This is a genomic window from Streptococcus sp. CL6.35 (assembly GCF_049737915.1).
GTDB lineage: Bacteria > Bacillota > Bacilli > Lactobacillales > Streptococcaceae > Streptococcus.
In genome coordinates this window covers 257,146-269,839 of sequence record NZ_JBKOTU010000001.1, presented here as the reverse complement: position 1 = coordinate 269,839, position 12,694 = coordinate 257,146, and the positions used below count along the sequence as shown (strand labels likewise).

Sequence of the window (12,694 nt, the reverse complement as noted above, 5' to 3'; positions counted from 1 at the left end):
TTACAATAGAAATCATATAGAAAAGGTTAAGAAACAGATGATATTATCTATTATTTCTCAAGGATTTGTCTGGGCTATTTTAGGTCTGGGGATCTTTATGACATTTAGGATTTTGAACTTTCCAGATATGACAACAGAAGGTTCCTTCCCTCTTGGGGGAGCTGTTGCTGTCACTTTGATAACCAAAGGAGTGAACCCATTTTTAGCGACTCTTGTTGCTGTAGGAGCAGGTTGTTTGGCTGGAATGGCAGCAGGACTTCTTTATACAAAAGGGAAGATCCCAACCTTGCTCTCAGGGATTTTGGTGATGACTTCCTGTCACTCTATCATGCTCTTGATTATGGGACGTGCAAATTTAGGATTGCTTGGAACCAAGCAAATCCAGGATGTTTTGCCTTTTGATTCAGATTTGAACCAACTCTTGACAGGTCTCATCTTTGTCAGTCTTGTTATTGCTCTCATGCTCTTTTTCTTGGATACCAAACTCGGACAAGCCTATATTGCTACAGGTGACAATCCTGATATGGCTAGAAGTTTCGGGATTCATACTGGACGCATGGAGCTCATGGGCTTGGTCTTATCAAATGGTGTGATTGCCCTTGCAGGGGCTCTTATTGCCCAGCAAGAAGGGTATGCCGATGTATCTCGAGGAATCGGGGTTATCGTTGTAGGTCTTGCAAGTTTGATTATTGGAGAAGTTATTTTCAAGAGTTTGAGCTTGGCAGAGCGTCTGGTTGCCATCGTTGTAGGTTCTATCGCTTATCAATTCTTAGTGTGGGCAGTTATTGCGCTTGGCTTTAATACAAGTTACCTTCGTTTGTACAGCGCCGTGATTTTAGCAGTCTGCCTCATGATTCCAACATTTAAGCAAACAATCTTGAAAGGAGCCAAATTAAGCAAATGACAGCAATTGTAGAATTAAAAAATGCAACCAAAGTCGTTAAAAATGGCTTTGATGAAGAAAAGATTATCTTAAATGATGTTTCCTTAGAAATTTTTGAACAGGATTTCATCACGATTTTAGGTGGAAATGGTGCTGGGAAATCAACTCTCTTTAACACTATTGCAGGAACCTTGTCATTAACCAGTGGAACCATCCGTATTTTGGGTGAAGATGTTACCAAGTTTTCACCAGAGAAGCGGGCTAAGTATCTGTCTCGAGTCTTCCAAGATCCCAAGATGGGGACAGCTCCTCGTATGACGGTGGCTGAAAATCTTTTGATTGCCAAGTTTCGTGGTGAAAAGCGTGGACTGTTTCCGAGACGTCTGGCTAGCTATAAGGATGAGTTTCAGGCAACTATTGAAAAAGTGGGAAACGGTCTTGAGAAACACTTGAATACACCGATTGAGTTCTTATCTGGTGGACAAAGACAGGCTTTGAGTCTCTTGATGGCAACCTTGAAGCGACCTGAGTTGCTCTTGTTAGACGAGCATACTGCAGCCCTTGATCCAAAGACAAGTGTCGCACTCATGGAGTTGACAGATGAATTTGTCAAGAAAGACCAGCTGACAGCGCTTATGATTACCCACCATATGGAAGATGCTCTCAAATATGGCAATCGTTTAATTGTCATGAAAGAAGGACGAATCATCCAAGATTTGAAACAAGAAGAAAAAGCAAAAATGAAAATCTCTGATTATTATCAACTCTTTGAATAAAGTAGGGAAAATGAGTGAAATGGTTTACTTTTTTTCTGAAATAAAGTATACTATATAAAGTAAACTATGATAACATGGAGGTATTGTGTATGGTTGACAAACAAGTCATTGAAGAAATCAAAAACAATGCCAACATTGTGGAAGTCATAGGAGATGTGATTTCTTTACAAAAGGCAGGACGGAACTATCTAGGGCTCTGTCCTTTTCATGGTGAAAAAACACCTTCTTTCAACGTTGTAGAGGACAAGCAGTTTTACCACTGTTTTGGTTGTGGTCGCTCAGGTGATGTCTTTAAGTTCATCGAGGAGTACCAAGGAGTTCCCTTTATGGAGGCTGTCCAAATCTTAGGTCAGCGTGTCGGGATAGAGGTGGAAAAACCGCTTTATAGTGAGCAGAAGCCAGCTTCACCCCACCAAGCTCTTTATGATATGCATGAAGATGCTGCCAAATTTTATCATGCTATTCTCATGACAACTACCATGGGGGAAGAGGCCAGAAACTACCTTTATCAGCGTGGTTTGACAGATGAAGTGCTCAAGCATTTTCGGATTGGTTTAGCACCTCCAGAACGAAACTATCTCTATCAACGTTTGTCTGGTCAGTATCGTGATGAGGATTTTCTAGATTCAGGGCTATTTTACCTATCAGATGCCAATCAATTTGTAGACACTTTTCACAATCGGATCATGTTTCCCCTGACAAATGACCAAGGAAAGGTTATTGCCTTCTCAGGTCGTATCTGGCAGAAAACGGATTCACAAACTTCTAAGTATAAAAATAGCCGATCGACTGCAATTTTTAACAAAAGTTACGAATTATATCATATGGATAGGGCTAAAAAATCTTCTGGAAAAGCCAGTGAGATTTATCTGATGGAAGGATTCATGGATGTCATCGCAGCCTATCGGGCTGGAATAGAAAATGCTGTAGCGTCTATGGGAACGGCCTTAAGTCGTGAGCATGTTGAGCATCTGAAAAGGTTAACCAAGAAGTTGGTTCTTGTTTATGATGGTGATAAGGCTGGGCAAGCCGCGACATTGAAAGCGCTGGACGAAATTGGTGATATGCCTGTGCAAATCGTTAGCATGCCTGATAACTTGGATCCAGATGAGTATCTACAAAAAAATGGACCAGAAGACTTGGCCTATCTGTTAACGAAAACTCGTATTAGTCCGATTGAGTTTTACATTCATCAGTATAAGCCTGAAAACAGTGAAAATCTGCAGGCACAGATTGAGTTTATTGAAAAAATAGCTCCCTTGATTGTTCAAGAAAAATCTATTACTGCTCAAAACAGCTATATACATATTTTAGCTGACAGTCTGGCGTCCTTTGATTATGCCCAGATTGAGCAGATTGTTAATGAGAGTCGTCAGGCACAAAGGCAGAATCGCATGGAAGGTATTTCCAGACCGACGTCAATCACTATGCCTGTCACCAAGCAGTTATCAGCTATTATGAGAGCAGAAGCTCATCTACTTTATCGAATGATGGAATCTCCTCTTGTTTTGAACGATTACCGTTTAAGGGAAGACTTTGCATTTGACACACCTGAATTTCAGGTCTTATATGACTTGCTTGGCCAGTATGGAAATCTTCCTCCGGAAGTTTTAGCAGAACAGACAGATGAAGTTGAAAGAGCTTGGTACCAAGTCTTAGCTCAGGATTTGCCTGCTGAGATGTCACCTCAGGAACTTAGTGAAGTAGAAATGACTCGAAACAAGGCTCTCTTGAATCAGGACAATATGAGAATCAAAAAGAAGGTGCAGGAAGCGAGCCATGTAGGAGATACAGACACAGCCCTAGAAGAATTGGAACGTTTAATTTCCCAAAAGAGAAGAATGGAGTAATAATGGCAACAAAACAAAAAGAAGTAACAACATTTGATGTACAAGTAGCAGAATTTATCCGTAATCATAAACAAAAAGGGACAGCAACTGATGATGAAATTAATGCAAGTCTGGTGATTCCTTTTACCTTGGATGCTGATGGGATTGAAGATCTCTTGCAACGAATTCAGGATGCAGGGATTTCTATCACAGATAACGAAGGAAATCCAAGTGCGCGTGTTCTTAGCACTGAAGAAGAGCCAGAACTCAGTGATGAGGACTTGATTGGTTCAACTTCGGCTAAGGTTAATGACCCTGTCCGTATGTACTTGAAAGAAATCGGGGTCGTACCTCTCTTGACCAATGAAGAGGAGAAAGAATTGGCACTAGCAGTTGAAGCTGGTGATATCGAAGCCAAACAACGTCTTGCGGAAGCCAACCTTCGTTTGGTTGTTTCCATTGCCAAGCGTTATGTCGGCCGTGGTATGCAGTTCCTTGACTTGATTCAAGAAGGGAACATGGGCTTGATGAAGGCGGTTGACAAGTTTGACTATTCTAAAGGATTCAAGTTCTCAACTTACGCAACTTGGTGGATTCGTCAGGCTATCACTCGTGCTATTGCGGACCAAGCTCGTACCATCCGTATCCCTGTTCACATGGTTGAAACCATTAATAAATTGGTTCGTGAACAACGTAATCTCCTTCAAGAATTGGGACAAGATCCAACGCCAGAACAAATCGCTGAACGTATGGATATGACTCCTGACAAGGTACGTGAAATCTTGAAGATTGCCCAAGAGCCAGTATCGCTTGAAACACCAATCGGTGAAGAGGATGATAGCCACCTTGGGGACTTTATCGAAGATGAAGTGATTGAAAATCCAGTGGACTACACAACTCGTATCGTCTTGCGTGAGCAGCTGGATGAGGTCTTGGATACTCTTACAGACCGTGAAGAAAACGTCTTGCGTCTACGTTTTGGACTAGATGATGGTAAAATGCGGACCCTTGAAGATGTAGGTAAAGTCTTTAATGTAACCCGTGAGCGTATCCGTCAGATTGAAGCCAAGGCTTTGAGAAAACTTCGTCAACCAAGTCGCAGCAAACCGCTTCGTGATTTTATTGAAGACTAATAGTGAGGAAAAATATGGCTTATACAGAAGAGCAAATTGAAAATATCAAAACAAGAATTTTATCAGCCTTGGAAGAAGTCATCGACCCTGAGTTGGGAATCGATATTGTCAACCTTGGTTTAATCTATGAGATTCGTTTTGACGGTGACACAGGTCAAACAGAGATTGATATGACTTTGACAACCATGGGTTGTCCCCTAGCAGACCTTTTGACGGACCAGATTTATGATGCTATGACAGAGGTACCAGAAGTAACGGATACTGAGGTTAAATTAGTCTGGTATCCAGCCTGGACAGTTGAAAAAATGAGTCGCTATGCACGCATTGCCCTAGGCATTAAGTAAACCTATAAAAACATGTGAGAGACCATTGGAAAATGAGGAAATTTCCCCCTCTTTTCCTCTAGTCTCTCCTTTCTTTTGCTGATTTTATTCAAAGAAAATGATATAATAGTAGTTATGGAAAAAAAGAAATTACGCATCAATATGTTGAGTTCAAGTGAGAAAGTAGCAGGGCAGGGAGTCTCAGGTGCTTACCGTGAATTAGTTCGTCTTCTTCACCGTGATGCCAAGGATCAATTGATTGTTACAGAAAATCTTCCAATCGAGGCAGATGTGACTCACTTTCATACAATTGATTTACCCTATTATTTATCAACCTTCCAAAAGAAACGCTCAGGGAGAAAAATTGGCTACGTGCATTTCTTACCTGATACACTTGAGGGGAGTTTGAAAATTCCATTTTTCTTAAAGGGAATTGTTAAGCGCTATGTATTTTCTTTTTACAACCGGATGGAGCACCTGGTTGTGGTTAATCCTATGTTTATCGAGGATTTGGTGGCAGCTGGTATTCCACGTGAAAAAGTGACCTATATTCCTAACTTTGTCAATAAGGAAAAATGGCATCCTCTTCCACAAGAAGAGGTAGCGAGTCTGCGAACAGAGCTAGGTCTTAGTGACAATCAGTTTATCGTAGTAGGTGCTGGTCAAGTTCAGAAACGCAAAGGGATTGATGATTTTATCCGTCTGGCTGAGGAATTGCCTCAGATTACCTTTATCTGGGCTGGTGGTTTCTCTTTTGGTGGCATGACAGATGGTTATGAGCGCTACAAGAAAATAATGGAAAATCCTCCTAAGAATTTGATTTTTCCAGGTATCGTGTCACCAGAGCGGATGCGCGAATTGTATGCCTTAGCAGATCTTTTCTTGTTGCCTAGTTACAATGAACTTTTTCCGATGACTATTCTAGAAGCTGCCAGTTGTGAGGCTCCTATTATGCTACGTGATTTGGATCTTTATAAGGTGATTTTAGAGGGAAATTATCGGGCGACAGCAGATAGAGAAGAGATGAAAGAGGCTATTTTAGAATATCAAGCAAATCCTGCTGCCTTAAAAGACCTCAAAGAAAAAGCTAAGAATATTTCCAGAGAGTATTCTGAAGAGCATCTCTTACAAATTTGGTTGGACTTTTATGAGAAACAAGCCGCTTTAGGGAGAAAGTAAAAAGTGAGGTAATCTATGCGAATTGGTTTATTTACAGATACCTATTTTCCTCAGGTTTCTGGTGTTGCGACTAGTATTCGAACCTTGAAAACAGAACTTGAAAAGCAAGGACATGCAGTTTTTATCTTTACGACGACTGATAAGGATGTCAATCGCTATGAAGATTGGCAAATTATCCGCATTCCAAGTGTACCCTTTTTTGCTTTTAAAGATCGCCGCTTTGCCTACCGAGGTTTTAGCAAGGCGCTAGAAATTGCCAAACAATATCAGCTAGATATTATCCACACTCAGACAGAATTTTCTCTTGGCCTGTTGGGAATTTGGATTGCGCGTGAACTGAAAATCCCAGTCATCCATACCTATCACACCCAGTATGAAGACTATGTGCATTATATTGCCAAGGGGATGTTGATTCGTCCTAGCATGGTCAAGTATCTGGTCAGAGGTTTCCTTCATGACGTGGATGGGGTTATTTGCCCGAGTGAGATTGTCCGTGATTTGCTATCTGACTATAAGGTCAAGGTTGAAAAACGGGTCATTCCAACTGGGATTGAATTAGCCAAGTTTGAGCGTCCAGAAATCAAGCAAGAAAATTTAAAAGAACTGCGTAGTAAATTAGGGATTCAAGATGATGAACAGATGTTACTGAGTCTTTCCAGAATTTCTTATGAAAAAAATATTCAAGCAGTTTTAGCAGCTTTTGCAGAAGTTCTGAAAGAAGAAGACAAGGTCAAACTGGTGGTAGCTGGGGATGGCCCTTATCTGAATGACCTTAAAGAGCAAGCCCAGAAACTAGAGATTCAAGACTCTGTTGTCTTTACAGGGATGATTGCTCCTAGTGAGACGGCTCTTTACTATAAGGCAGCGGATTTCTTCATCTCAGCATCGACGAGTGAGACGCAGGGTTTGACATACTTGGAAAGCTTGGCCAGTGGAACGCCAGTTATTGCTCACGGAAATCCTTATCTGGACAATCTGATCAATGATAAGATGTTTGGAACATTATACTACGGTGAACATGATTTGGCTGGGGCTATTTTAGAAGCCCTGATTGCAACGCCAGACATGAATGAGCATACCTTATCAGCTAAATTATACGAGATTTCAGCTGAGAACTTTGGAAAACGGGTGCATGAATTTTATCTGGATGCTATTATTTCAAATAATTTCCAGAAAGATTTAGCAAAAGATGATACGGTCAGCCAGCGTATCTTTAAGACAGTTTTGTATTTACCGCAACAGGTGGTTGCTGTGCCTGTAAAAGGCTCTAGACGAATGCTGAGGGCTTCAAAAACACAGTTAATCAGCATCAGAGATTATTGGAAAGACCGTGAAGAATAGAAAGAGGAACAGCTATGAAAAAACAATTAATGAGAAGTGGTCGTGACAAAAAGATTGCTGGTGTTTGTGCTGGAGTGGCTCATTATTTTGATATGGATCCCACTATTGTTCGTGAATATGGGGTGTTCTTGCTTTTGGTTATGGAGCTGGAATTGTAGCTTATATCATTTTATGGATTATCGCACCAGTAGCAACTGACTATTGAAAACTAGCTAAATTCATGCTAAGATAATAGAAAATAGAATGTAACGAAGGAGAGAAAAATGGCATTTGGAGATAATGGAAATCGTAAAAAAACTATGTTTGAGAAAATAACCTTGTTTATCGTGATTATCATGCTAGTAGCAAGTTTATTGGGAATTTTTGCAACTGCAATTGGTGCCCTCAGTAATCTATAAAATAGATTCAAGAAAATTTAGTGACTGGGATTTCCCAGCCCTTTTTTAAAGTGAGAAGAAAAAATGAGTATGTTTTTAGATACGGCCAAGATTAAGGTCAAGGCTGGTAATGGTGGCGATGGCATGGTTGCCTTTCGTCGTGAAAAATATGTCCCTAATGGCGGTCCTTGGGGTGGTGATGGTGGACGTGGAGGGAATGTCGTCTTCGTTGTAGACGAAGGACTACGTACCTTGATGGATTTCCGTTATAACCGTCATTTTAAGGCTGATTCTGGTGAAAAAGGAATGACCAAAGGGATGCATGGTCGTGGTGCAGAGGACCTCAGAGTTCGAGTGCCGCAAGGTACGACTGTGCGTGATGCAGAGACTGGCAAGGTCTTGACAGATTTGATTGAACACGGTCAAGAATTTATCGTGGCCCACGGTGGACGTGGTGGACGTGGAAACATCCGCTTTGCAACCCCAAAAAATCCTGCTCCAGAAATCTCTGAAAATGGAGAACCAGGTCAGGAACGTGAGTTACAATTGGAACTAAAAATCTTGGCAGATGTTGGTTTAGTAGGTTTCCCATCTGTAGGGAAATCAACACTTTTAAGTGTTATTACCTCAGCTAAACCTAAAATTGGTGCCTACCACTTTACGACCATTGTGCCAAATTTAGGTATGGTTCGTACCCAATCAGGTGAATCCTTTGCAGTAGCCGATCTACCAGGTTTGATTGAAGGCGCTAGTCAAGGTGTTGGTTTGGGAACTCAGTTCCTCCGTCACATCGAGCGTACACGTGTCATCCTTCACATCATTGATATGTCAGCTAGCGAAGGACGTGATCCTTATGAGGACTACTTAGCTATCAATAAGGAGTTAGAGTCTTATAACCTCCGTCTCATGGAGCGTCCACAGATTATTGTGGCTAATAAGATGGACATGCCTGAGAGTCAGGAAAATCTTAAAGAATTTAAGAAAAAATTGGCTGAAAACTACGATGAATTTGAAGAGTTACCAGCTATTTTCCCAATATCTGGTTTGACCAAGCAAGGTCTGGCTACACTTTTAGATGCTACAGCTGAATTGTTAGATAAGACACCAGAATTCTTGCTCTATGATGAGTCAGATATGGAAGAAGAAGCTTATTATGGATTTGACGAGGAAGAAAAAGCCTTTGAAATTAGTCGTGATGACGATGCGACATGGGTACTTTCTGGTGAAAAACTCATGAAACTCTTTAATATGACCAACTTTGATCGTGACGAATCAGTCATGAAATTTGCTCGCCAGCTTCGTGGTATGGGGGTTGATGAAGCCCTTCGTGCGCGTGGTGCTAAAGATGGGGACTTGGTCCGCATTGGTAAATTTGAGTTTGAATTTGTAGACTAGGAGACTGGTATGGGAGATAAACCGATATCTTTCCGAGATGCTGATGGCAATTTTGTTTCCGCCGCAGATGTTTGGAATGAAAAGAAATTGGAAGAACTGTTTAATCGTCTCAATCCAAATCGTGCCCTGAGATTGGCACGAACTAAAAAAGACAATCCATCTCAGTAAAATAGATAAAAAGATTCCGTGCCAGATTAGACACGGAATTTTTTTATTCTTCAAAGAAAAATGGTGGAGCGAATTTTTTCAGTTCTTCAAAGCATTTTTGAGCAGCTTCTATATCTTCACAGATGACCAGACAGACATCATCGCCACAGAGGGTAGCGATAGCGTCAGGGAAGCTCAAAGCATCAATGATAGAACCAAAGGATTGAGCAAGCCCAGGAAGGGTTTTTAGTAGGACTTGGTGTTGAACTGGACGCATCAAGACAAGAGCATCTTCCATATAAATTTCGAGACGTTTTTCCCATTTTGAGGTTGAACCTGCATTGAGCACGTAGTAAGAGTTGTCTTCTTCTCGTACTTTTGACAGGTTCATATTTTTGATGTCGCGTGAGAGAGTTGCCTGGGTAACTTGAATGTCGTTATCAGCAAGAAGGGCTTGCAGCTCAGCCTGTGTATGAATCTTGTTTTTTGCAACAAGAGCGCGTATGAGTTGGTGTCGGTGTTCAGATTTATTCATAAAATATTACTCCTTGTACAAGGTACAGAAAGCGTGGACTGAACGAGAACGTCAGTCGGGTGGTAAGCGGTATTGTCACGTATGATGATTTCAAAGTCAGTAGTATAGAGAACTATACGGAGGAAATCTCCTTCTTTTAACTTGTCACTAGTTGGGTGTAGATGAATTGGGTATCTATCCGTTTATCTACATTGGTGTCCTCTACTAACAGTAAATCATTCAATTAGGGTAGCCTTTTGTCACGACTTCTTGTGAATTTACGATTAATGTCAATTCACAGAGATTGTCCAACATGTGGAGTGGTAGCGAGTGTTATTAATGAGTACATATGTTGGTTAGGGTCTTAGTATCTTTTGTCTAAGCTCCCGTGTAGACCTATCATAAGCCCATATTGGGATTGAAGTTGACCCAAAGTTTATGTTTGTTTCAACTGTTCAAGTGGAAATAGTTCCGTATTGAAATTCTAATATATTATACCTTTTGACAAGGTAGGATAAGACTAGACTGTTCAAGATCAACAGTCAGGTGGTAAGCGGTATTGTCACGAATTGTGATTTCAAAGTCAGTAGTATAGAGGACTAGACGAAGAGTATCTCCTTCTTTTAACTTATAAATAGTTGGTTGCAGTTCAAATTGGATATCCATCCACTCATCTGCCTTAATATCCTCTACTGACAGTAAACCATTTCTATTTTGCAAATTGAGGTAGCCTTTTGTCACGACGCGATGTGCATTTTCACGAAAAGGCAATTCACAGAGATTTTCCAACATATGGTAGCGACCGTTGTCAATAGTTCTAGCACTTAAAACAGCTGGATAAGGTTGTAGGTATTTTTTCTGTCCAAATTCTAGCAGTTGAGCTGATAAGAGCCCCTTGTTTGTGCTGGATTTGATACGTAGATTGAGCTGAGCACGACCGTTCAAGTGAAGATCTTTGGTTATAGGAAGGTCAATAGTAATCTGATTGACTTTCCCTTGATAGAGTTCTGTATTGAAGGTCTGGTATGTCTTACCATAACGCTCAAAATCTTTATCTGAGTACAGGTTTTGAATAACTTGCTCTTCTTGACCAAGTGCGAAAGTTTCAAAGTTTTCTTGCCCACCGAAGGTATCAAGTGATAACCAAGTCTGAGGAGCTGTATTATCCTGCCAAATGACAGTAGGGAGTTGAAAATCTGTATCTTCTCCCAGTAATTTCTTAGTCAATAAGGCATTCATGGACTCACGGAAATCAATGGACTGCCAGTTATTCATATAAACATGGGCACCATTATGGAAAAAGAGGTGCTTATTTATATTATCAGGAAGGGCGTGAAACATCTGATAAACATGAAGTGGTTTGACATTCCAATCCTGTGAACCATGAGTAAAGACAACCTCTGCCTTTACCTTATGAGCATTGAGCAGATAATTGCGGTCATGCCAAAACTGATTATAGTCACCAGATTTGCGATCTAACTGCTTTTTTACTTTTTCTAAGTCAGTTTGGTGATCTTCATTACCACGAATATAGTCGCCAGCCAAGAGATTACGAGAGTAGGTTAGTTCTGCAAGGGAGTCAAAGTCCTCACCTGGATAACCACCTGGGCTAGTTACCAGACCGTTTTCACGGTAGTAGTTGTACCACGAAGAAATACCAGCCTCGGCAATAATAACCTCTAAACCATCTACACCTGTAGTCGCAAGACCATTGGACATGGTACCTAGATAGGAAAGTCCAGTTGTAGCTACTTTTCCATTTGACCAGTCAGCCTTGACTTGACGTTGGCGCGTGTGGTCAGTAAAAGCACGGCAACGGCCATTAAGCCAATCGATGACATTTTTATAAGCCTCGATTTGCTGGTAGTCTCCGTTAGTCATGAAACCAGTAGAGTCTTTGGTACCAACACCTGAGACATACAGATTGGCAAAACCTCGTGGAAGGAAGTAGTCGTTGAGAGTATAGCTAGCGTTGATGTGCGTTAGCTTTTCCTCAGTTTCTGACACAAGCTCAGCTTGACCTTGAGGTTGGACGAGATTTAGTTGAGGTTCCTCTAGCTCAATCTTGTGAGCAGGTTTAACCTCGAGATTGCCCTCCATCTTGTAGAGAGCCTTGTCACTAGCCTTGTCATTTGTTCCCTGATGATAGGGACTGGCTGTCATGATAGCAGGGATTTTTCCATCAAAACGAGGACGAATAATGCTAACCTTGACTAAGTCTGGAAGACCTTTTTGGTCAGTATCGACACGAGACTCAACGTAAACGACTTCTCGAATGGCATCATGGCTAGAAAAAGTAGCCAAACTCTTACCGTTAAAGTAGTGATAGTCATTATCCTCAGGAATAAGACCGTCACTGACAAGTTGGTCGATAAGAGTATTTCCCTTTTTGGTGCGAGTATTGAGTAACTGATAGAAATTTTCAATCAAGTCACCATATACAATGGGAAAACCAGTCTCTTTACGAAAAACATCACTGTCTTCAAAGTCAATCAAGTAGGAAAAACCTAAGAGTTGAAAGGCTACAGTATAGAAAATATCTGCAGTCAGTTCTTTGTCTGACTGAAAAAATGTCAGTAAGTCAGTTTCTTTATCAACTGCTAAACTGGATAGGGGATAGGTGCTATCTTTGTAATTAAAAAAGAAACGAATAAGAAACGCTTCAAGCGTTTTTTTATTTGTAATGTTGACCGGTAAATCGAATCCATACTTTTTTAATTCAAAGATAATTGTATCTCTAGGTAGCGCAAAATAGCTGAATTGATTAAAACGCATAAAACCTCCTATTTATGAAATA

The 12,694-nt window shown here is 40.8% G+C and carries 12 protein-coding genes and 2 pseudogenes; 11 read left to right on the top strand and 3 right to left on the bottom strand.

Annotated elements, in window-relative coordinates; all coding sequences use genetic code 11:
- Positions 1 to 37: 37 nt before the first annotated feature.
- The 11 genes and pseudogenes from ACLNCP_RS01340 (at position 38) to ACLNCP_RS01290 (ending at position 9,404) form a co-directional block, all read left to right on the top strand.
- Positions 38 to 904, top strand: coding sequence for an ABC transporter permease (locus ACLNCP_RS01340; protein WP_031237057.1), 867 nt, complete (start codon positions 38 to 40; stop codon positions 902 to 904).
- Entirely contained in the window at positions 901 to 1,659 is a 759-nt protein-coding gene (locus tag ACLNCP_RS01335; RefSeq protein ID WP_004254621.1) for an ABC transporter ATP-binding protein, read from the top strand. Before ACLNCP_RS01340 ends, ACLNCP_RS01335 begins: the two co-directional genes overlap by 4 nt.
- Positions 1,660 to 1,748: 89 nt before the next feature.
- Positions 1,749 to 3,509, top strand: a complete 1,761-nt coding sequence (gene dnaG / locus ACLNCP_RS01330; RefSeq protein ID WP_414303182.1) for a DNA primase — start codon at positions 1,749 to 1,751, stop codon at positions 3,507 to 3,509.
- A 2-nt stretch (positions 3,510 to 3,511) separates the two neighbouring features.
- Positions 3,512 to 4,621 carry an RNA polymerase sigma factor RpoD gene (gene rpoD, locus ACLNCP_RS01325; protein ID WP_000201903.1) on the top strand — a complete coding sequence of 370 codons (1,110 nt, stop codon included), beginning with the start codon at positions 3,512 to 3,514 and terminating at the stop codon, positions 4,619 to 4,621.
- A gap of 14 nt (positions 4,622 to 4,635) precedes the next feature.
- Complete coding sequence (locus ACLNCP_RS01320) at positions 4,636 to 4,965, top strand: metal-sulfur cluster assembly factor (RefSeq protein WP_000331925.1); 330 nt, start codon at positions 4,636 to 4,638, stop codon at positions 4,963 to 4,965.
- 114 nt (positions 4,966 to 5,079) lie between these two features.
- Complete coding sequence (cpoA, locus tag ACLNCP_RS01315; protein WP_237446905.1) at positions 5,080 to 6,123, top strand: alpha-galactosylglucosyldiacylglycerol synthase; 1,044 nt, start codon at positions 5,080 to 5,082, stop codon at positions 6,121 to 6,123.
- A 15-nt stretch (positions 6,124 to 6,138) separates the two neighbouring features.
- Entirely contained in the window at positions 6,139 to 7,464 is a 1,326-nt protein-coding gene (locus tag ACLNCP_RS01310; protein WP_371483654.1) for a glycosyltransferase family 4 protein, read from the top strand.
- A 29-nt stretch (positions 7,465 to 7,493) separates the two neighbouring features.
- Positions 7,494 to 7,669 (top strand): annotated as a pseudogene (locus ACLNCP_RS01305) (PspC domain-containing protein).
- 58 nt (positions 7,670 to 7,727) lie between these two features.
- On the top strand, positions 7,728 to 7,862 hold the full coding sequence (locus tag ACLNCP_RS01300; RefSeq protein ID WP_000863859.1) for a DUF4044 domain-containing protein: 135 nt from the start codon (positions 7,728 to 7,730) through the stop codon (positions 7,860 to 7,862).
- Positions 7,863 to 7,925: 63 nt separating this feature from the next.
- Complete coding sequence (gene obgE / locus ACLNCP_RS01295; protein ID WP_004248745.1) at positions 7,926 to 9,236, top strand: GTPase ObgE; 1,311 nt, start codon at positions 7,926 to 7,928, stop codon at positions 9,234 to 9,236.
- Between the two features lie 9 nt (positions 9,237 to 9,245).
- Positions 9,246 to 9,404 (top strand): hypothetical protein, encoded by a 159-nt coding sequence (locus tag ACLNCP_RS01290; RefSeq protein ID WP_007284777.1) that lies wholly within the window; start codon positions 9,246 to 9,248, stop codon positions 9,402 to 9,404.
- A gap of 43 nt (positions 9,405 to 9,447) precedes the next feature.
- Here ACLNCP_RS01290 and ACLNCP_RS01285 read toward each other — a convergent pair whose 3' ends face one another.
- The 3 genes and pseudogenes from ACLNCP_RS01285 to ACLNCP_RS01275 form a co-directional block, all read right to left on the bottom strand.
- Positions 9,448 to 9,918 carry an arginine repressor gene (locus ACLNCP_RS01285; RefSeq protein WP_371483663.1) on the bottom strand — a complete coding sequence of 157 codons (471 nt, stop codon included), beginning with the start codon at positions 9,916 to 9,918 and terminating at the stop codon, positions 9,448 to 9,450.
- Positions 9,915 to 10,215, bottom strand: a pseudogene (locus ACLNCP_RS01280) (Xaa-Pro dipeptidyl-peptidase); the annotation flags it as partial. The pseudogene ACLNCP_RS01280 and the gene ACLNCP_RS01285, both read right to left, overlap by 4 nt.
- Before the next feature lie 174 nt (positions 10,216 to 10,389).
- On the bottom strand, positions 10,390 to 12,672 hold the full coding sequence (locus ACLNCP_RS01275; RefSeq protein ID WP_424843922.1) for a Xaa-Pro dipeptidyl-peptidase: 2,283 nt from the start codon (positions 12,670 to 12,672) through the stop codon (positions 10,390 to 10,392).
- Positions 12,673 to 12,694 lie beyond the last annotated feature (22 nt).

Excerpts from the sequence above, each read along its gene's own strand:
- ACLNCP_RS01300 (WP_000863859.1), top strand. The coding sequence starts at position 7,728 with ATGGCATTTGGAGATAATGGAAATCGTAAAAAAACTATGTTTGAGAAA.
- ACLNCP_RS01310 (WP_371483654.1), top strand. The coding sequence starts at position 6,139 with ATGCGAATTGGTTTATTTACAGATACCTATTTTCCTCAGGTTTCTGGT.
- rpoD (WP_000201903.1), top strand. The coding sequence starts at position 3,512 with ATGGCAACAAAACAAAAAGAAGTAACAACATTTGATGTACAAGTAGCA.
- ACLNCP_RS01320 (WP_000331925.1), top strand. The coding sequence starts at position 4,636 with ATGGCTTATACAGAAGAGCAAATTGAAAATATCAAAACAAGAATTTTA.
- ACLNCP_RS01285 (WP_371483663.1), bottom strand. The coding sequence starts at position 9,918 with ATGAATAAATCTGAACACCGACACCAACTCATACGCGCTCTTGTTGCA.
- obgE (WP_004248745.1), top strand. The coding sequence starts at position 7,926 with ATGAGTATGTTTTTAGATACGGCCAAGATTAAGGTCAAGGCTGGTAAT.
- cpoA (WP_237446905.1), top strand. The coding sequence starts at position 5,080 with ATGGAAAAAAAGAAATTACGCATCAATATGTTGAGTTCAAGTGAGAAA.
- ACLNCP_RS01335 (WP_004254621.1), top strand. The coding sequence starts at position 901 with ATGACAGCAATTGTAGAATTAAAAAATGCAACCAAAGTCGTTAAAAAT.
- dnaG (WP_414303182.1), top strand. The coding sequence starts at position 1,749 with ATGGTTGACAAACAAGTCATTGAAGAAATCAAAAACAATGCCAACATT.
- ACLNCP_RS01340 (WP_031237057.1), top strand. The coding sequence starts at position 38 with ATGATATTATCTATTATTTCTCAAGGATTTGTCTGGGCTATTTTAGGT.
- ACLNCP_RS01290 (WP_007284777.1), top strand. The coding sequence starts at position 9,246 with ATGGGAGATAAACCGATATCTTTCCGAGATGCTGATGGCAATTTTGTT.
- ACLNCP_RS01275 (WP_424843922.1), bottom strand. The coding sequence starts at position 12,672 with ATGCGTTTTAATCAATTCAGCTATTTTGCGCTACCTAGAGATACAATT.